Source organism: Kitasatospora sp. NPDC033851, from assembly GCF_055576085.1.
This window is the reverse complement of the sequence record NZ_JBVIRL010000045.1, coordinates 16,015-37,896: the sequence shown is the minus strand read 5'-3', so window position 1 is coordinate 37,896 and position 21,882 is coordinate 16,015. Positions and strand designations below refer to the sequence as shown.

Below are 21,882 nucleotides of genomic sequence, written 5' to 3'. Positions count from 1 at the left end.
TCGGCATCGCCGTCCACGTCCACCAGAACGATCCGGCCCGGATTCTCCGACTGCGCCGAACGCAACAGACCCAGCACCGCGGCGGACGACAGGTCAGTGGCATCCGTTGCACCCCGCGTCACCACCACCAGACGCGAATCCGCGAACACATCCGCCGCCAACCACTCCTGCACCAGCGCCAACACCTCCCGCAGCGCCGTGTGCGTGGCGGCGACCGGGTCGTCGCCACGGATGGCGCGAACGGGATACACCAGTGTGTCCGGGACCGCGCCGCTCCCGGCCACCGAGGCCAGGTCCGCGAAGAGCAGCGCGCCCGGCAGACCCTGGCCGTCCCCGCCCAGGACGCCGAGGACACCGATCGCCCCCGCCTGAACGTCGACGGGCAACGGCACCGGTACCCAGTCCGGGCGGAACAGCGCCTCATGTCCGCCCGTGGCCCCGACCTGATCCGGGGTGAACGCCCGCAGGGCCAGCGAACCGACCACGGCCACCGCCCGGCCGGTGGCGTCCGCCACCGCCAGCGAGACCGCGTCGGCACCGGCCGTGCCGATCCGCACCCGCAGTTCGTCCGCACCACCGGCCAGCAGCGACACGTCCGACCAGCTGAACGGCAGGCGTCCCTGGCCGGTCTCGGCCAGCAGCCCGCCGACACCCACCGCGTGGAGTGCGGCATCCAGAAGCGCCGGGTGCAGCCCGTACGCCGCGGCCTCCGGCCGGAGGTCCTCCGGCAAGGCCACCTCGGCGAAGACCTCGCCGTCCCGCCGCCACGCCGCCCGCAGACCCTGGAACACCGGCCCGTACGCGAACCCGGCCGTGGCGAAGGCCTCGTATACCCCGTCCACCGCGAGCGGCTCGGCACCGGCCGGCGGCCACTCGGCCAGGTCGAGTCCGGGAACCGCGGCGGCCGGGGACAGGAAGCCCGCGGCATGGCGCAGCCACGGCTCGTCGAGCGGCGCATCCTCGACCCGCGAGTACACGGCCACCGACCGGCGGCCCGCCGCATCCGGCGCCCCCACCGACACCTGCACCTGCACACCGCCGCGCACCGGGAGCACCAGCGGCGCCTCCAGGGTCAGTTCCTCGACCCGCCCGCATCCGACCTGGTCTCCCGCGTGCACCGCCAGCTCGACGAACGCCGTCCCCGGCAGCAGCACGGTCTCCGCAACGGCGTGGTCGGCCAGCCATGGCTGCGCGTCCAGCGCGAGCCGCCCGGTGAACAGGACACCCTCGCCGTCCGCCAGCCCCACGAAGGCGCCCAGCAGCGGATGTTCCGCCAGATCCAGCCCGAGCTGGGCCGCGGCCGCGTCGCCCACCAGGAGCGGCGGGGCCTCCAGCCAGTAGCGCTCGTACTGGAAGGCGTAGGTGGGCAGGTCGACCCGGCGGGCACCCGTGCCCGCGAAGACCGCCGCCCAGTCCATTGCCGTGCCGCGCACGTGCAACTGGGCCATCGCCGTCTGGAAGCTCTCCGGCTCGCTGCGGTCGCGGCGCAGGGCGGGGGTGAGGACGGCGTCGGCGTCCTCGGCGAGGCAGTGCTGCGCCATGGCGCTGAGCGTGCCGTCCGGGCCCAGCTCCAGGAACGTCCGGACGCCTTCGCCCTCCAGCACGTGCACCGCGTCAGCGAAGCGGACAGCCTCGCGAACATGCCGCACCCAGTACTCAGGGTCGGTCAACTCAGCCGACACAAGCGAACCGGTCAACGTCGACACGATCGGGACCCGCGGCTCCGCGAAAACCACCCCGGCAGCCACCGCACGGAACTCCGCCAGCATGCCGTCCATCAGCGGCGAATGGAACGCATGACTGACGGTGAGCCGCCTGGTCCGGCAGCCGTCGGCCGCCAGCTTCTCCGCGACATCCAGAACGGCCTGTTCGGTGCCAGAGATCACCACGGACGCCGGCCCGTTGACGGCAGCGATGCCCACCTCGGCCGTCAGCAGCGGCAGCACGTCGGCCTCCGCCGCCTGGACGGCCACCATCGCGCCACCACGCGGCAGCGCCTGCATCAACCGGCCACGCGCCGCCACCAGCCGGCACGCGTCCGCCAGCGAGAACACACCCGCCACATGCGCCGCAGCCAGCTCACCGATCGAATGCCCCGCCAGGAAGTCCGGCCGCACACCCCACGACTCGACCAACCGGAACAGCGCCACCTCCAACGCGAACAACGCCGGCTGCGTGAACCCCGTCTCGTCGATCAACCCCGCATCCGCGACCGCCCCGCGCAGCGGACGCCCCAACAGCGGATCCAACTCCGCACACACCGCATCGAACGCAGCCGCGAACACCGGGTAAGAGGCATACAACTCGAAGCCCATCCCGACCCGCTGACTCCCCTGCCCCGCGAACAGGAACGCCGTCCGGCCACCCGTCCCCGTCGGTCCTTCGACCAGGCCCGTGAAGGAGGCCAGGTGCTCGATGATCCGGTCGGGTTCGGTGGCGACCAGAGCCGCCCGGTGGTCGAAGGTGGTCCTGGTGGTGGCGAGCGAGTGGGCGAGGTCGACGGGCGACCAGGCCGGCAGTTCCTTCAGGTGCTCGGCGAGCCGGGCCGCCTGGGCGCGCAGTGCCTCGGGGCTCCTGGCCGACAGCACCAGCGGACGCGGCCCGGACGTGGGGCGGTCGTCGGTGGGTGTGGGCGCCGCGGGGGGCTGCTCGATGATGGTGTGTGCGTTGGTACCGCTGACGCCGAACGAGGAGATGCCGGCGCGACGCGGCCGCCCGGTCTCGGGCCACGGCCGGGCCTCGGTGAGCAGTTCGACGGCGCCCTCCGTCCAGTCGACGTGCGTCGACGGCCGACCGACGTGCAGGGTCTGCGGCAGCATGCCGTGCCGCATCGCGAGGACCATCTTGATGATGCCGGCGACACCGGCGGCGGCCTGGGTGTGGCCGAGGTTGGACTTCACCGAGCCGAGCCAGAGGGGCTCGTCGTCGCTGTGCGCCTGGCCGTACGTGGCGAGCAGTGCCTGGGCCTCGATCGGGTCGCCGAGCGAGGTGCCCGTGCCGTGCGCCTCGACGGCGTCGACCTCGGCGGCCGACAGTCCGGCCGAGGCGAGGGCCTGGCGGATGACCCGCTGCTGGGAGGGGCCGTTGGGGGCGGTCAGGCCGTTCGAGGCGCCGTCCTGGTTGATCGCCGAGCCGCGCACGATGCCGAGCACCGGGTGCCCGTTGCGGCGGGCGTCGGAGAGCCGCTCGACGAGCAGCATGCCGACTCCCTCGGCCCAGCCGGTGCCGTCCGCATCGTCCGAGAAGGACTTGCAGCGGCCGTCCCGCGCGAGCCCGCGCTGGCGGCTGAAGTCGACGAAGGTGTCGGGGGTGGACATCACGGTCACGCCGCCGGCCAGGGCGAGCGTGCACTCGCCGGTGCGCAGTGCCTGGATCGCCCAGTGCAGGGCCACCAGGGAGGAGGAGCACGCGGTGTCGACGGTGACGGCCGGGCCCTCCAGTCCGAGCACGTAGGCGACCCGGCCGGACGCGATGCTGCCGGAACTGCCGGTGCCGAGGTAGCCCTCGACGCCCGGTGGGATGGCGGGAAGGCGGGAGATGTAGTCGTGGTACATCACGCCGGCGAAGACGCCGGTGCGACTGCCGCGGACCGTCTCGGGGTCGATGCCGGCCCGTTCGAACGCCTCCCAGGACGCCTCCAGCAGCAGCCGCTGCTGCGGGTCCATCGCCAGCGCCTCGCGCGGCGAGATGCCGAAGAACGCCGGGTCGAACTCGCTCGCGTTGTGGAGGAAACCGCCCTCGCGCGTGTACGAGGTGCCGGGGTGGTCCGGGTCGGGGTGGTACAGGTTCTCAACGTCCCAGCCCCGGTCGGTGGGGAAGGCGGAGATGCCGTCCGTGCCGCCCGCGACCATCCGCCACAGGTCCTCGGGGGAACGGACGCCGCCGGGGTAGCGGCAGGCCATGCCGACGATCGCCACCGGGTCGTCGGCGAGGGCGGTGGCCCGCACGGGCGCACTCTCCACGACGGCGTCGCGCAGGCCGAGCGCCTCGGTCAGCAGGTAGCCGGCCACGGCGTTCGGGGTCGGGTAGTCGAAGACGACGGTGGCGGGCAGCCGGACGCCGGTGGCCGCGTTGAGCCGGTTGCGCAGCTCCACAGAGGTCAGCGAGTCGAATCCGGACTCGCGGAACGCCTTCGCCGGGTCGACGGCGTGCGGGCCGCTGTGGCCGAGCACGTGGGCGACCTGGGTCCGGACGAGGTCCAGCAGTTCTCGCTGCTGCTCGTCCTCGGTGAGCGTCAGCAGCCGCTCGACCAGCGACGCACCGGCGGCGGAGGCCGCAGCACCCTCGGCGGCGCGGCGGCTGGGTGTGCGGACCAGCCCGCGCAGGACGGCGGGCAGTCGCCCGACCCGGGCCTGGACCCGCAGGCCCGCCTGGTCGAGCCGGATCGGCACCAGCGCAGCCGCGTCCTGGGCCAGCGCGGCGTCGAACAGCGCGAGTCCGAGTTCCGCGGTCAGCGGAGCCACGCCGCCGCGGGCCATGCGCTGCACGTCCGCGTCATCCAGCCCGGCGGCCATGCCGCCCGCCCAGAGGCCCCAGGCGAGAGCGGTCGCCGGGAGCCCGGCGGCATGGCGGTACTCGGCGAGGGCATCCAGGAAGGCGTTCGCAGCGGCGTAGTTCGCCTGACCCGCCGCACCGAACACCCCGGCCGCGGAGGAGAACAGCACGAACGCGGCAAGCGGACGGTCCTTCGTCAGCTCGTGAAGGTTCCACGCCGCATCCACCTTCGGACGCAGCACGGCATCCAACCGCTCGGGCGTCAGGGACGGCACGATCCCGTCATCCAACACACCCGCCGTGTGGACGACCGCGGTCAACTCCACACCCGCCAGCACCGCCGCCAGCGCGGCACGATCCGCGACATCACACGCCGCGAACGACACCTCCGCACCCAGACCGGCCAGCTCCGCCGCCAACTCCACCGCACCCGGGGCCGCTTCGCCACGACGCGACACCAACAACAGACGACGAGCCCCGTACTCCACCACCAGATGACGGCTGAACAACGCCCCCAAAGTGCCCGTCGCACCCGTCACCAACACCGTGCCCTCGGGATCCAACACCGGCGCCGAAGCACCACCCGCCGAAGCACCACCCGCCACAGCACGCGCCAGACGCGGCGCAAGCACCACCCCGCCACGCAACGCCACCTGCGGCTCACCGCACGCCAACACCCGCTGCAGCAGCCCCACTTCGGCATCGCCGTCCACGTCCACCAGAACGATCCGGCCCGGATTCTCCGACTGCGCCGAACGCAACAGACCCAGCACCGCGGCGGACGACAGGTCGGTGGCATCCGTTGCACCCCGCGTCACCACCACCAGACGCGAATCCGCGAACACATCCGCCGCCAACCACTCCTGCACCAGCGCCAACACCTCCCGCACCGCCGTCCGCACCGCCTCGGCGGACAGCTGCACGCCGACGGTGCCGAGCGGCAGGAGGACGGTGGCCGGTGCCGGTGTCGCGCGGTCGGCTTCGAGGCGCGCCACGAGGGCGGTGAGGCTCTGGGGGGTGTCGACGGCGCGGCCGGCGGCGAGCAGTGCGGCGGCGAGGCCGAGGCCGTCCGCACCCACCACGGTGTGGAGCTCGGCCTCGTCAGCCGCCCGCGCGGGCAGGTGGACCTCGGTCCAGTCGACGGAGAAGAGTGCGTCGTGCTGGGCGGCACGGTGGGCGCCGTCGCCGTGCAGCTGGCCGGCGGAGACCGGCCGAAGCATCAGCGACGCCACGGAGGCAACCGGCGCCCCCGTGGCGTCGACGGCCGTCAGCGTCACCGACTCGGGCCCGGCGGGGGCGATCCGGACCCGGAGGGTGGCGGCGCCGACCGCGTGCAGGGACACGCCGTTCCACGAGAACGGAAGCCGGCCCCGGCCCTGCTCGGCGTCCGCCGTGGTAGCGAGGGCGGTCGCGTGGAGCGCGGCGTCGAGCAGGGCCGGGTGCAGACCGAACGCACCGGCCGCAGCGACTGCCTCCTCGGGCAGCGCCACCTCGGCGAAGACCTCCTCGCCGCGCACCCAGGCTGCGACGAGCCCGCGGAAGACCGGGCCGTAGCCGAAGTCGGAGGCGGCGAGGGCGTCGTAGAAGCCGGTGAGGTCCACCGGCGCGGAGTCTGCGGGCGGCCAGGAGGCTGCGGCGAAGGCGGCGTCCGCGGCCGGGCGCGCGCCGCTCGACAGCAGTCCGTCGGCGTGGCGCGTCCACACCGCGTCGTCGTCCGCGTCCTCGGGCCGCGAGTACACGGACAGCGGTCGCGCACCCGTGCCGTCCGCCTGCCCGATCCAGAGCTGGACCTGCACGCCGCCCCGCTCGGGGAGCACCAACGGGGCTTCAAGGGTCAGCTCGTCCAGGCGGTCACAGCCGACGTGGTCGCCGGCCCGGATCGCGAGCTCGACGAAGGCCGTGCCGGGCAGCAGGATGCTGCCGCCGACGGCATGCTCTGCCAGCCAGGGATGGGTCTGCACGGAGAGACGGCCGGAGAAGAAGAAGCCGTCGCTGTCGGCGAGCGCAACGGCCGCGCCCAGCAGCGGGTGGTCGGCGGACCCCAGACCGATCGCCCGCGCGTCCCCGACCACGGGTGCCGTCCGGTCGATCCAGTACGCCTCGCGCTGGAAGGCGTAGGTGGGCAGGTCCACCCGGCGGGCACCCGTGCCCGCGAACACCGCCTGCCAGTCGACCTTCGCACCGAGCACGTGGAGTTGGCCGAGCGCGGTGGTGAAGCTCTCCGGCTCGGGGCGGTCGCGGCGCAGGGCGGGGGTGAGGACGGCGTCGGTGTCCTCGGCGAGGCACTGCCCTGCCATGGCGCTGAGCGTGCCGTCCGGGCCCAGCTCCAGGAACGTCCGGACGCCTTCGCCCTCCAGCACGTGCACCGCGTCGGCGAAGCGGACGGCCTCGCGAACGTGCCGCACCCAGTACTCGGGGTCGGTCAACTCGGCCGACACGAGCGAACCGGTCAGCGTCGACACGATCGGGACCCGCGGCGCCGCGAAAACCACCCCGGCAGCCACCGCACGGAACTCCGCCAACATGCCGTCCATCAGCGGCGAATGGAAGGCGTGACTGACCGCCAGCCGCTTCGACCTCCGCCCCTCCAGACCGGCCACCACAGCCAAAACCGCGCCCTCGACACCCGAAACCACCACCGAGGCCGGCCCATTGACCGCCGCAATGCCCACACCGTCGGTCAGCAGCGGCAGCACCTCCTCCTCGGACGCCTCCACCGCCACCATCGCGCCGCCGCGCGGCAGCGCCTGCATCAACCGGCCGCGCGCCGCCACCAGCCTGCATGCGTCCGCCAGCGAGAACACGCCCGCCACATGCGCCGCGGCCAGCTCACCGATCGAGTGACCGGCGAGGAAGTCCGGCCGCACACCCCAGGATTCGACCAGCCGGAACAGCGCCACCTCCAGCGCGAACAGCGCCGGCTGCGTGAACCCGGTCTCGCTGATCAGCTCCGCATCCGCGATCGCCTCACGCAGCGGACGGTCCAGCAGCGGGTCCAGTTCAGCGCACACCGCGTCGAACGCAGCCGCGAACACCGGGTAAGAGGCATACAACTCGAAGCCCATCCCGACCCGCTGACTCCCCTGCCCCGCGAACAGGAACGCCGTCCGGCCACCCGTCCCCGCAACCCCACGAACCCCTGCCGAGCCGCCCGCGGCCAGCGCCTCCAGACCGGCCAGCAACCGCGCCCGGTCATCACCGACCAGCGCCGCCCGCTGCTCGAACGCCGAACGGGCCGTCGCCAGCGTGAACGCCACATCGGTCAGCGCCAGACCCGGATCGGCCGCCAGCCGCCGCGCCAACCGACCGGCCTGCTCCCGCAGAGCCTGCTCGGTACGGCCCGACAGCACCACCGGCACCGGCCCAGGCACCGCGGGCACATCCACCGCGGGCACATCCACCGCATCGGGAAGCGCCTCCACCGCCGGCGCCTGCTCCAGGACGGCGTGCGCATTGGTGCCGCTGAAGCCGAAGGACGAGACACCGGCGCGGCGCGGCTCACCGGTCTCGGGCCAGGCCGTGTCCTCGGTGAGGACGCGGACGGCGCCGGCGGCCCAGTCGACGTGCGGGGACGGCCGGTCGGCGTGCAGGGTCCGGGGCAGCACGCCGTGCCGCATCGCCATGACCATCTTGATGACGCCCGCGACGCCGGCGGCGGCCTGGGTGTGGGCCAGGTTGGACTTCACCGAGCCGAGCAGCAGCGGCCGGTCCTCGGGGCGGTCCTGTCCGTAGGTGGCGATCAGGGCCTGTGCCTCGATCGGGTCGCCGAGGGTGGTGCCGGTGCCGTGGGCCTCGACGGCGTCGACCTGCCGGGCGGTCAGGCGGGCGTTCTCCAGGGCCTGCTTGATGACGCGCTGCTGCGAGGGGCCGTTCGGCGCCGTCAGGCCGTTCGAGGCGCCGTCCTGGTTGACGGCGGTGCCGCGGACGACCGCCAGTACCGGGTGGCCGTTGCGCCGCGCGTCGGACAGCCGCTCCAGGAGCAGCATGCCCACCCCTTCGCCCCAGCCGGTGCCGTCCGCATCGGCGGAGAACGCCTTGCAGCGGCCGTCCACGGCCAGGCCGCGCTGGCGACTGAAGTCGACGAAGGCCTCGGGGGTGGACATCACGGTCACACCGCCGGCCAGGGCCAGGGTGGACTCGCCGCTGCGCAGCGACTGCACGGCGAGGTGCAGGGCCACCAGGGAGGACGAGCAGGCGGTGTCGATGGTGACGGCGGGGCCTTCCAGGGCCAGCGCGTAGGCGACCCGGCCGGAGGCGATGCTCGCGGAGCTGCCGGTACCGAGGAATGCCTCGACGCCCTCCGGTACGGAGTGCAGGCGGGCGGCGTAGTTGTGGTAGATCACGCCGGCGAAGACGCCGGTGCGGCTGCCGCGCAGCGCGGCCGGGTCGATTCCGGCGCGCTCGAATGCCTCCCAGGAGGTTTCGAGCAGCAGGCGCTGCTGCGGGTCCATCGCCATCGCCTCGCGCGGCGATATGCCGAAGAATCCGGGGTCGAACTCGGTGGCGCCGTGCAGGAAGCCGCCCTCGGCGACGTACGAGGTGCCGGGGTTGTCCGGGTCGGGGTGGTAGATCGCGCCGAGGTCCCAGCCGCGGTTGGCGGGGAAGCCGTCGACGGCGTCGCGGCCCTCGCTGACGAGCTGCCACAACTCCTCGGGGGAGCCGACGTTCCCGGGGAACCGGCAGCTCATGCCGATGATCGCGACCGGCTCGTGGTCCGCCGCCTCCACCTCCTGGAGCCGCTGGCGGGTCTGGGCCAGATCGGCCGTCACCCACTTGAGGTAGTCGCGAAGTGCCTCTTCATTCGCCATGACATGCCACCTCTTCAACGCATCCAGTCGGCTCGCGTCATTCGACGGATTTCTCACCGGCGGGAATTTCACAGCAATGGCCCATGGCCAGTGGAAATCCCCCGGGCGAAGTTGTCGGCAACTTCGGGCACCAGGAGCTTTTGCCAGATCGCCTATTGCATTTCGCTTTGCGAGATTATGGTTCGGCGGGGGCGCTCTCAACCCCTATCCGGCCCCTAGGTGGGGCTTTGCCGTACCGCCCCCGCCGAAGGTGGCCGCCGCAGGTCGCGGTGTCGGGCCGGCCCGCTACCTCGGCCGGCACGTCGATCACTGCACGGCTGAAGGAATCGGTGCGGCTCCCGGGCGTCGGCGACAGGACGTGGCTCACCTACGACGACCCGAGCGGGACGCTCAACCGCTGGACCCGGGCGGTGCCGGGAAGCTGAGCGGATGCCCGGGGCCCCGGGGCGGCACCGTCGGTGCTGCCCCGGGGCCCCGGGCCGTGGCCGGCTCCTGCCTCAGCCGGCGTCCTGGGAGCGGCCGAGCTGGTCGTTGATGAAGGCGAACAGCTCCTCGTCGGAGGCGGCGCGCAGCTGTTCGGTGTCGACGGCCGGGGCGGCCGGCTCCTCGACGGCCGCGAGGCGGCCGAGCAGGGCCTGCAGGCGGACGGAGAGGGTGCTGCGAAGGTCGTCGCCCGGGGCGGGGGCGGCAGCGAACGCGGCCTCCAGACGGTCGAGTTCGGCAAGCAGCGGGCGGGCCGAGGCGTCCGCCGCGGGGGCGGTCTCGGTGAACAGCAGCTCGGCGAGGGCCGCGGGCGTCGGGAAGTCGAACACCAGCGTTGCCGAGAGGCGCAGACCGGTGGCGGTGTTCATCCGGTTGCGTAGTTCGACGCCGGTCAGGGAGTCGAAGCCGAGCTCCTTGAAGGCCCGTTCGGCCTCGACCGCGTCCGGGCCGGAGTGGCCGAGGACCGCCGCGACCTGGGTGCGGACCAGATCCAGCAGCAGCGTGCGGCGGCCCTCCTCGTCCAGTCCGGCGAGCCGCTGTTCGAGTGTCCGGGCCTGGTCGGCCGCCGCCGCCGCGGCGGCCCGGGGAGTGCGGCGGGCCGTGGCCCGGACCAGCCCGCGCAGCAGCGGCGGGACGGCGGAGGGGTCGGCGTGGGCGCGCAGCCCGGCGACGTCCAGGCCCACCGGGGCGAGGGCGGCGCGGCCGAGCGTCGCCGCGGTGTCGAGCAGGTCCAGGCCCTGGGCGGAGCCGAGCGGGGTGATGCCGCCGCGGGCCATCCGCTGGAGATCGGCCGCGTCGAGGGTGCCGGTCATGCCGCTGCTCTCCGCCCACAGGCCCCAGGCGAGGGACAGCCCGGCGAGGCCGGCGGCGCGCCGGTGACCGGCCAGTGCGTCGAGGAAGGCGTTGGCGGCCGCGTAGTTGCCCTGGCCGGCGCCGCCGAAGGTGCCGGCGACGGAGGAGAAGAGGACGAACGCGGCGAGGTCCGCGGACGCGGTGAGCTCGTGGAGGTGGAGTGCGGCGTCGACCTTCGGGCGCAGCACGGCGTCCAGCCGGTCGGGGGTGAGCGAGCCGACCACGCCGTCGTCGATGACGCCCGCCGTGTGGACCACGGCTGTCAGCGGGTGGGCGGCGGGGACGGCGGCGAGCAGGTCGGCGAGCGCGGAGCGGTCGGCGGCGTCGCAGGCGGCGACGGTCACCCGGGCGCCGAGGGCGGTCAGTTCGGCGCTGAGCTCGGCCGCGCCGGGGGCGTCGGCACCGCGCCGGCTGGTGAGCAGCAGGTGCCTGACCCCGTGCCGGGTCACCAGGTGGCGGGCGACGAGCGCGCCGAGGGTGCCGGTGGCACCGGTGACCAGGACGGTGCCGTCCGGGTCGAGCGGCGGCGGGACGGTGATGACGACCTTGCCGATGTGCCTGGCCTGGCTGACGTACCGGAACGCCTCGGGGGCGCGCCGGATGTCCCAGGTGGTGACGGGCAGGTGCCGGAGGGCGCCCTGTGCGAACAGGTCGACGACGGCGGTGAGCATCTCGTTGATGCGGTCCGGGCCGGCCTCGATCAGGTCGAAGGCACGGTAGCGGACGCCGGGGTGCTCGGCGGCGACCAGGTCGGCGTCGCGGATGTCGGTCTTGCCCATTTCGATGAAGCGCCCGCCGCGCGGCAGCAGCCGCAGCGAGGCGTCGACGAACTCCCGGGCGAGCGAGTCGAGGACGACGTCGACGCCGCGGCCGCCGGTGGCGGTGCGGAAGTGCTCTTCGAAGTCCAGGTCGCGGGAGGACGCGAGGTGGCTGTCGTCGAGGCCGAGTGCGCGCACGGCATCCCACTTGCCGGCACTGGCGGTGCCGAACACCTCGGCGCCCAGGTGGCGGGCGAGTTGCACGGCGGCCATGCCGACACCGCCGGCCGCGGCGTGGACCAGCAGGGACTCGCCGGGCTGCAGGTCGGCCAGGTCGGTCAGCGCGTAGTAGGCGGTGAGGAAGACCACCGGGACGGAGGCCGCCTCGGCGAAGCTCCAGTCGGCGGGCATCGGGGCGACCATCCGGCGGTCGGTGACCGTGACGGGTGCGAAGCCGCCGGAGAGCATGCCGAACACCCGGTCGCCGACGGCGAGGTCGGTGACGCCGGGGCCGACCTCGAGGACGACGCCGGCGCCCTCCAGTCCGAGCAGGCCGGCGTTGCCCGGGTACATGCCGAGGGCGTTGAGGACGTCCCGGAAGTTGAGGCCGGTGGCACGGACGCCGATGCGGATGTAGCCGGGCTCCAGCGGGGCGACGGCGGGCGGGAACTCGATGAGCTCCAGGTTCTCCAGGGTGCCCTTGGCCGGGATGCCGAGCCGCCAGGCGACGGCGTCCTCCGGCGGGGTCAGCGCTGCGTCGGTGGCGATCCGGGCCAGTCGGGGGGCGAACGGTTCGCCGTGCCGGACGGCCAGTTCGCTCTCACCGCGGGACACCGCCGTGGGCAGAGCGGTCGGCAGCGCCGCGGCGGAGTCGGCGGTCCGGTCCAGGTCGAGCAGGAGGAAGCGGTCCGGGTTCTCGGCCTGCGCGGAGCGCAGCAGGCCGCGCAGCGCGGCACCGGCCAGGTCGTCGCCCCGCTCGCCGGGCGCGGCGGCGACCGCGCCGTGGGTGACGACCACGAGGCGGGCGTCGGCGAGGGCCTGCTGGTCGAGCCAGCCCTGGGCGAGGGCCAGGGCCCGGTGGACGGCGGTACGGACGGTGTCGGCGGGCGGCCGGCCCGGGTCGTCCGCCGGGAACGGGGTGCCGAAGGGGGCGAGCACGAACCCGGGCACGGGGGCGCCCGCCGCGACGGCGGCGGCGAGTGCGGCGAGGTCCGGGTACGTCTCGGCGGCGATTGCGGCGGCCCGCAGGCTCCGGTGCAGTTCCTCGGCCGCGTCGGCCTGCCCGGGGGTGCCGATGACGGCCAGTGCGGCGGTCGGCCGGTCGGTGCCGTCCGCGGACAGCGGTGCCCATGCGACCTCGAACAGGTCGTCGTGGTGCGTGGCGCGGGCGCCCCGCAGCTGATCGACGGCGACCGGGCGCAGCAGCAGGGAGTCGACGGTGGCGACCGGGCGGCCGGTGGCGTCGGCGAGCGCGAGGGCGATGGTGTCGGCGCCCTGAGGGGTGATCCGCACGCGGAGCGCGGTCGCGCCGACGGCGTGCAGGGCGACTCCGCTCCAGGAGAACGGCAGCCTGCCCTGGTCGCCGCCGCTGCCCTGCAGGAACGTGCCGTGCAGCGCGGCGTCGAGCAGTGCCGGGTGGAGGCCGAACAGGCTGCCGTCCGCCTCGGCCGTCGGCGGCAGCGCGACCTCGGCGAAGACCTCCTCGCCGAGCCGCCAGGCGGCGGTCAGCCCCTGGAACGCGGGCCCGTACGCGAAGCCGCCCGAGGCCAGCCGCTCGTAGAGGCCGTCCACCGCGACCGGTTCCGCGCCGGGCGGCGGCCACGCGGTGAGTTCGGCGGCCGCGGCGCCGTCGGAGGCGGCGGCCAGGGCCCCGCCGGCGTGCCGGGTCCACGGCTCGTCGGGATCGGCGTGTTCGGGCCGGGAGTACAGGCTCACCGGCCGGCCGCCGTCCTCTGCGGCGGCACCCACCCAGAGCTGGAACTGCAGCGCCTCGGCGCCGGGCAGCACCAGGGGCGACTCCAGGGTGAGTTCCTCGAGTCGCGCGCAGCCGACCTGTTCGCCGGCCCGCAGCGCGAGCTCGACGAAGGCGGTGCCGGGCAGCAGCACGGTGCCGGAGACGGCGTGGTCGGCCAGCCACGGGTGGGTGTCGACGGCGAGCCGCCCGGTGAACAGGTAGCCGTCGGACTCGGCCAGCGGGGCCGCGGCCCCGAGGAGAGGGTGCTCGGGTGCGACCAGGCCCGCCGACGCCACGTCCGCGGCCCGGAAGGCGGGCGCCTCCAGCCAGTACCGCTCGCGCTGGAAGGGGTAGGTCGGCAGGTCGATGCGGCGGGCGCCGGTACCGGCGAGGACGGCCTGCCAGTCCAGCCCCGTGCCGCGGACGTGGAGTCGGGCGAGCGCGGTGGTGAAGCTCTCCGGCTCGGGGCGGTCGCGGCGCAGGGCGGGGGTGAGGACGGCGTCGGTGTCCTCGGCGAGGCACTGCCCTGCCATCGCGCTGAGCGTGCCGTCCGGGCCCAGCTCCAGGAACGTCCGGACGCCTTCGCCCTCCAGCACGTGCACCGCGTCGGCGAAGCGGACGGCCTCGCGAACATGCCGCACCCAGTACTCGGGGTCGGTCAACTCAGCCGACACGAGCGAACCGGTCAGGGTCGACACGATCGGGATCCGCGGCTCCGCGAAAACCACCTCAGCGGCCACCGCACGGAACTGCGCCAGCATGCCGTCCATCAGCGGCGAATGGAACGCATGACTGACGGTGAGCCGCTTCGACCTCCGCCCCTCCAGACCGGCCACCACAGCCGAAACCGCGCCCTCGACACCCGAAACCACCACCGAGGTCGGCCCATTGACCGCCGCCATGCCCACACCGTCGGTCAGCAGCGGCAGCACCTCCTCCTCGGACGCCTCCACCGCCACCATCGCGCCGCCGCGCGGCAGCGCCTGCATCAACCGGCCACGGGCCGCCACCAGCCGGCACGCATCCGCCAGCGAGAACACGCCCGCCACATGCGCCGCGGCCAACTCACCGATCGAATGCCCCGCCAGGAAGTCCGGCCGCACACCCCACGACTCGACCAACCGGAACAGCGCCACCTCCAGCGCGAACAACGCCGGCTGCGTGAACCCCGTCTCGCTGATCAGCTCCGCATCCGCGACCGCCTCACGCAGCGGACGCCCCAACAGCGGATCCAACTCCACGCACACCGCATCGAACGCAGCCGCGAACACCGGGTAGGAGGCATACAGCTCCCCGCCCATCCCGACCCGCTGACTCCCCTGCCCCGCGAACAGGAACGCCGTCCGGCCTCCGGCCACCGTGCCCTCGGCCCGGGCGGTGCCGCCGCGGGCGAGGGCCGCCAGGCCGGCCAGCAGTTCGGTGCGGCTGCTGCCGATGACGGCGGCCCGCCGGTCGAGGCCGGTGCGGGTGGTGGCGAGGGAGTGCGCGACGTCGGCGGGCTGCCAGGCCGGGTCCTCCGCCAGCCTCCGGTGCAGGCGGTCGGCCTGCTCGACCAGGGCCTCCGCGGTCCTGGCGGAGAGCACCCACGGCACCGTGGCGCCGCCGCTCGGGGCGCCCTCGGCCGGCTCGGCAGGCGGTTCGGCGCCGGCCTCCTCGGGGGTCTGCTCGATGATGGCGTGGGCGTTGGTGCCGCTGACGCCGAAGGACGAGACGCCGGCCCGGCGCGGCGCGCCGGTCTCGGGCCACGGGCGGGCCTCGGTGAGCAGTTCGACCGCCCCGGCGGTCCAGTCGACGTGCGGCGAGGGCTCGTCGACGTGCAGGGTCCGCGGCAGCACGCCGTGGCGCATCGCCATGACCATCTTGATGATGCCGGCGACGCCGGCGGCGGCCTGGGTGTGGCCGAGGTTGGACTTGATGGAGCCGAGCCAGAGCGGCCGGTCGGCGGAACGGCCCTGCCCGTACGTGGCGAGCAGCGCCTGCGCCTCGATCGGGTCGCCGAGGACGGTGCCGGTGCCGTGTGCCTCGACCGCGTCGACCTGGGTCGGCGCGAGTCCGGCGTTGGCGAGGGCCTGCTGGATGACACGCTGCTGGGAGGGCCCGTTCGGCGCAGTGAGGCCGTTGGAGGCACCGTCCTGGTTGACGGCGGTGCCGCGGACGACGGCCAGTACGGGGTGCCCGTTGCGGCGCGCGTCGGAGAGCCGTTCGACCAGGAGCATGCCGGCGCCCTCGGCCCAGCTGGTGCCGTCGGCGGCCGCGGAGAAGGACTTGCAGCGGCCGTCGGCGGCGAGCCCCCGCTGGCGGCTGAAGTCGACGAAGGTGTCGGGGGTGGACATCACGGTCACGCCGCCGGCCAGCGCGAGCGAGCACTCGCCGCTGCGCAGCGCCTGCGCGGCCAGGTGGAGGGCGACCAGGGAGGAGGAGCACGCGGTGTCGACGGTGACGGCGGGGCCCTCCAGTCCGAAGGTGTAGGAGACGCGGCCGGAGGCGACGCTGCCCGAGCTGCCGGTGCCGAGGTAGCCCTCGACGCCCTCCGGGATGGCGGGCAGCCGGGAGACGTAGTCGTGGTACATCACGCCGGCGAACACGCCGGTGCGGCTGCCCTTGAGCGAGGCCGGGTCGATCCCGGCCCGTTCGATCGCCTCCCAGGAGGTCTCCAGCAGCAGCCGCTGCTGCGGGTCCATGGCGAGCGCCTCGCGCGGGTTGATGCCGAAGAACGCCGGGTCGAAGTCGGCGGCTTCGTGCAGGAAGCCGCCCTCGCGGGCGTAGGAGGTGCCGGGGCGCTCGGGGTCCGGGTCGTAGAGGGCCTCGAGCGGCCAGCCGCGGTCGGCCGGGAAGGCGGAGACGCCGTCGCCGCCTTCGGCGACCAGCTGCCACAGCTCCTCGGGCGTGCTGACCCCGCCGGGGTAGCGGCAGGCCAGGCCGACGATGGCGATCGGGTCGTCGTCGACGACGACCGCGGCGGCCGGTGGTGCGGCGGCGGGGCCGGCCGAGCCGGCGAGCCGGGTGTCGAGGTGGTCGGCGAGGGCCTGCGGGGTCGGGTAGTCGAAGACGAGGGTGGCGGGCAGCCGCAGGCCGGTGGCGGCGGTCAGGCGGTTGCGCAGTTCGACCGCGGTGAGCGAGTCGAAGCCGAGTTCCTTGAAGGCGCGGGCGGGGTCGACGGCGTCGGCGCCGGTGTGGCCGAGGACCGCGGCGACCTCGCCGGTGAGCAGGCCGAGCAGGGCCCTGGCCCGTTCGTCGGCGGGCAGCGCGGCGAACCGGTGGCCCGGGTCGGCCGCGCCGGTGCCGGCGGCGGTCCGCGCGGCCGGGCGGGCGGGGGCGCGGACCAGGCCGCGCAGCAGGGCCGGCAGCGCCGGGGAGGCGGCCTGGCCGCGGAGTCCGGCGGTGTCGAGGCGCATCGGCACGTAGCCGGCGCCGCCGAGAGCGGTGGCGGTGTCCAGCAGGGCCAGGCCCTCGGCGGAGGACAGTGCGGCGACGCCGGCGCGGCTGATGCGCTGCAGGTCGGCGCTGTCCAGGGTGCCGGTCATTCCGCTGCGTTCGGCCCACAGGCCCCAGGCGAGCGAGGTGGCGGGCAGGCCGCGGGCCTGCCGGTGGTGGGCGAGCGCGTCCAGGAAGGCGTTGGCGGCGGCGTAGTTGGCCTGGCCGGGGCCGCCGAGGGCGGCGGCGGCGGCCGAGAAGAGCACGAAGGCGGCGAGGTCGTGTCCGGCCGTCAGCTCGTGCAGGTGCCAGGCGGCGTCGGCCTTGGGCCGCAGCACGGTGGCGAGGCGCTCGGGGGTGAGCGCGTCGACGATGCCGTCGTCGAGGACGCCCGCGGTGTGCACCACGGCGGTGAGCGGGTGTGCGGCGGGGATGTCGGCGAGCACCCGGGCGAGGGCGTCGCGGTCGGCGGTGTCGCAGGCGGTGAGGGTGACGGCGGCGCCCGCCTCGGCGAGTTCGGCGGCGAGTTCGGCGGCGCCGGGTGCCTCGATGCCTCGCCGGGAGAGCAGCAGCAGGTGCCGGGCGCCGTGCTCGGTGACCAGGTGGCGGGCGACGAGGGTGCCGAGGGTGCCGGTGGCGCCGGTGACCAGGACGGTCCCGTCGGGGTCGAGGGCGCCGAGGCCGGTCGGGGCGCCCTGCCCGGCGGCGGGGTCGCCCGCGGTCCGGGTGAGGCGGGGGACGTGGAGGGCGCCTGCCCGGAGGGCGAGCTGCGGTTCGTCGGCGGCGAGGGCGGCGAGCAGGCGGTCCGGGCCGGCCGGGTCGTCGTCCAGGTCGGCGAGGACGAGGCGCCCGGGGTGTTCGGACTGGGCGGAGCGCACCAGGCCCCAGACGGTGGCGGCGGCGAGGTCGGTGACGTCCTCGCCGGGGTGGACGGCGACGGCGCCGCGGGTGGCGAGGACGAGGCGGACCTCGGCGAGGGCGTCCTCGGCGAGCCACTGCTGCACCAGGGTGAGCCCTCGGGTGGCGACGGCGTGCGCGGCGCCAGGTGTGTCCTCGGCGCCCGGCTCGCCGGCGGCGGGGCCGGCGAGCAGGGCGACGACCGTGTGCGGCGCCTCGGCGCCGGCGCGGACTGCGGCGGCGAGCTCGGCCGGCCCGGGGTGGACCGGCAGGGCGGGAGCGGCGGCCAGGGCCGCCCGTCCGGTGTCGAGCAGGGCCCAGCCGGTGGCGGCGGGTTCGCCGGGGGTGCCGGGCTGCCAGGCGACGGTGAACAGCGACTCGTGGTGGACGGCCCGGGCAGCGTGCACCTGGGCGGCGGTGACGGGGCGCAGCAGCAGCGACTCGACGGCGGCGACGGGCGCGCCGGTGGTGTCGGCGACGGTGACCGCGACGGCGTCCTCGCCGGCCGGGGCGAGGCGGACGCGCAGGCGGTCGGCGCCGGAGGCGTGCAGGGTGACGCCGCGCCAGGCGAACGGCAGACGGCCGGACTCGCTGGGCGCCAACAGGCTGCCCATGCCGACGCCGTGCAGGGCGGCGTCGAGCAGGGCGGGGTGGAGGCCGAAGTGGCGGGCGTCGGCTCGGTGCGGCTCGGGCAGGCGGACCTCGGCGTGGATCTCGTCGCCGAGCTGCCAGGCGGCGGTGAGGCCCTGGAAGGCCGGGCCGTAGTCGAAGCCGGCGTCGGCGAGGTAGTCGTACAGGCCGTCGACGGGGACCGGGACGGCGCCGGCGGGCGGCCAGGTGTCCACGCCGAGCGGTTCGGCGGGGCGGTCGTCGGCGGGTGGGGCGAGCAGACCGGCGGCGTGCCGGGTCCAGGCGTACTCGGCCGTGGGCGCGGCGCCGGTGGCGGCGGCGTCGGGCTCGGGCCGGGAGTGCAGGGTGAACGGGCGGGTGCCGGTGCCGTCCGCCTCGCCGACGGCGAGCTGGATCTGCACGGCGCCGTGCTCAGGGAGCACCAACGGGGCCTGGAGGGTGAGTTCGGCGAGGTGCGGGGCGCCGACGTGGTCGCCGGCGCGGACGGCGAGTTCGACGAAGGCGGTGCCGGGGAGCAGCACGGTGCCCATCACGGCGTGGTCGGCGAGCCAGGGGTGGGTCTGCCGGGAGAGCAGGCCGGTGAAGAGCACGCCGTCGGCGTCGGCGAGGGCGACGGCGGCGCCGAGCAGCGGGTGGTCGGCGGCGCCGAGGCCCGCGGAGGTGACGTCGACCGGCCAGCCGGCCGGCGGCTCGGGCCAGTGGCGGCGGCGCTGGAAGGCGTACGTGGGCAGGTCGATCCGGTGGCCGCCCCAGGGCCGGCCGACGGCGTGCCAGTCCGGCGTTGCGCCGTGGACGTGGGCGCGGGCGGCGGCGGCTAGCACGTTCGCCGCCTCGGGGCGACCGGCGCGCAGGGCGGCGATCAGCGCGGCGGGCGTGCCGTCCGCGTCGAGGCTCTGCTCGGCGAGGGCGGTGAGCACGCCGTCGGGGCCGACCTCCAGGAACGTGGTGACGCCGCCGGCCCGGAGCCGGCGCACGGCGTCGTGGAAGCGGACGGCCTCGCGGACGTGCCGCACCCAGTACTCGGGGTCGCGGATCTCCTCGGCGGAGAGCGTGCCGCCGGTGACGGTGGAGACGATCGGTATCCGCGGCGCCTCGTACACCACCTGCTCCGCAACGGCCCGGAACTCGTCGAGCATGCCGTCCATCAGCGGAGAGTGGAAGGCGTGGCTGACCGTCAGCCGCTTGGTGCGGCGGCCGTCGGCGGCGAGCTTCTCGGCGATCTCGACCACGGCGGTCTCGGCACCCGAGATCACCACGGACGTCGGGCCGTTGACCGCGGCGATGCCGACACCGTCGGTCAGCAGCGGCAGCACCTCGTCCTCCGCCGCTTCGACGGCGACCATCGCGCCGCCGCGCGGCAGCGCCTGCATCAGCCGGCCGCGCGCCGCGACAAGCCGCGCCGCGTCGGGGAGCGAGAACACCCCGGCGACGTGCGCGGCGGCCAGCTCGCCGATCGAGTGACCGGCGAGCAGGTCGACGCCGAGGCCCCAACTCTCCAGCAGGCGGAACAGCGCCACCTCGAGCGCGAACAGCGCGGGCTGGGCGTACGCCGTCTCGTCGATCAGGGCCGGGTCGGCGATCGCCTCGCGCAGGGGACGGTCCAGCAGCGGGTCGAGTTCGGCACAGACCGCGTCGAACGCCTCCCGGTACGCCGGGTACGCCGCGTACAGCTCCTCGCCCATGCCGGCCCGCTGACTGCCCTGGCCGGTGAACAGGAAGGCGGTCCGGCCCTCGGCGGCCGCGACGCCCTGCACCAGCTGGGGTGCGGACACGCCGGCGGCCAGCGCGTCCAGGCCCGCCAGCAGTTCGGTGCGGTCGGCGGCGAGCACGGCGGCCCGGTGGTCGAGCGCGGCACGGCCGGTGGCGAGCGAGTGTGCGAGGTCGGCGGGCGCGGGTGCGGGCACGGCGTCCAGGTGGGCCCGGAGGCGGGCGGCCTGGGCGCGCAGGGCCTCGGCCGTCCGCCCGGAGACCAGGTACGGCAGCACGGCGGGCGGCACCGGTGTGTCCGCGGACGCGGGCGTATCGGTGGTCCCGGGCGTGTCGGTGATCCCGGGCGTGTCGGTGGTCCCGGGCGTATCGGTGGTGGCCGGGGCCGGGGCCTGCTCGATGATGGCGTGCGCGTTGGTGCCGCTGACGCCGAACGAGGAGACGCCCGCGCGGCGCGGCTCGCCCGTCCGCGGCCACTCCCGGGACCGGTCGAGCAGGCGCACGCCGCCGGCCGCCCAGTCGACGTGCGGGGACGGCTCGTCCACGTGCAGGGTCTGCGGGAGCAGGCCGTGCTGCATGGCGAGCACCATCTTGATGATGCCGGCGACGCCGGCGGCGGCCTGGGTGTGGCCGAGGTTGGACTTGATGGAGCCGAGCCAGAGCGGCTGCTCGGCCGGTCGCTCCAGCCCGTACGTGGCGAGCAGCGCCTGCGCCTCGATCGGGTCGCCGAGGACGGTGCCGGTGCCGTGCGCCTCGACCGCGTCCACCTGGGCTGGGGTGAGGCCCGCATCGGCGAGGGCCTGGCGGATCACCCGCTGCTGGGAGGGGCCGTTCGGCGCGGTCAGGCCGTTGGAGGCGCCGTCCTGGTTGACGGCGGAGCCGCGGAGCACCGCCAGCACCGGGTGGCCGTTGCGCCGCGCGTCGGAGAGCCGCTCCAGCAGGAGCATGCCGACGCCCTCGCCCCAGCCGGTGCCGTCGGCGGCGGCGGCGAAGGACTTGCAGCGGCCGTCGGCTGCCAGGCCCCGCTGGCGGCTGAACTGCACGAACGCCCGCGGGCTGGACATCACGGTGACGCCGCCGGCCAGCGCGAGCGAGCACTCGTGCTGGCGCAGCGCCTGCGCGGCCAGGTGCACGGCGACCAGCGAGGACGAGCAGGCCGTGTCGACGGTGACGGCCGGCCCCTCCAGGCCGAAGGCGTAGGACAGGCGACCGGAGAGCACGCTCGCCGCGTTGCCGGTCAGGGTGTAGCCCTCGACGCCCTGCGGCACCTGGTGGAGCAGGTCGCCGTAGTCCTGGCCGTTGGTGCCCGCGAAGACTCCGGTGCGGCTGCCCTTGAGCGAGGTCGGGTCGATGCCGGCGCGCTCCAGCACCTCCCAGGAGGACTCCAGCAGCAGGCGCTGCTGCGGGTCCATGGCGAGGGTCTCACGCGGGCTGATGCCGAAGAACGCGGCGTCGAACTCGGTCGCCTCGTAGAGGAATCCGCCCTGGCGGGTGTAGCTGGTGCCCTGCTGGTCCGGGTCGTCGTCGAAGAGCGCGTCGGTGTCCCACCCGCGGTCGGCCGGGAAGTCGCCGATCGCGTCGCGGCCCTCGGCCACCAGCTGCCACAGGTCCTCGGGCGAGTTCACCCCTCCCGCGAACCGGCAGCTCATCGACACCAGGGCGATCGGCTCGGATTCGCCCGCCTCCGCCTCGCGCAGCCGCTGACGGGTCTGGTGCAGATCCGCCGTGACGCGCTTCAGATAGTCGAGGAGCTTTTCCTGGGACACTGTGGAACCTCACCCTGTTGATGACGGCCGTCCTTGGTGGCGGCCGTCCTTGATGGCTTCAGGTGGTTGCGGGCCGTACGGGGCCCTGCCGTGCGGGGGCGGGCCGTACCGCCGGTGGC

At 75.0% G+C, this 21,882-nt stretch carries 2 protein-coding genes; both read right to left on the bottom strand.

Annotation, left to right across the window (positions count from 1 at the left end; translation table 11 throughout):
• On the bottom strand, positions 1-9,302 hold a 9,302-nt coding region (locus ACZ51D_RS40700; RefSeq protein ID WP_465665321.1), incomplete at its 3' end, for a type I polyketide synthase.
• Positions 9,303-9,799: 497 nt separating this feature from the next.
• The gene (locus tag ACZ51D_RS40695; protein WP_465665319.1) at positions 9,800-21,763 is read right to left on the bottom strand and encodes an SDR family NAD(P)-dependent oxidoreductase; all 11,964 of its coding nucleotides are present in this window, start codon (positions 21,761-21,763) and stop codon (positions 9,800-9,802) included.
• Positions 21,764-21,882: the final 119 nt, after the last annotated feature.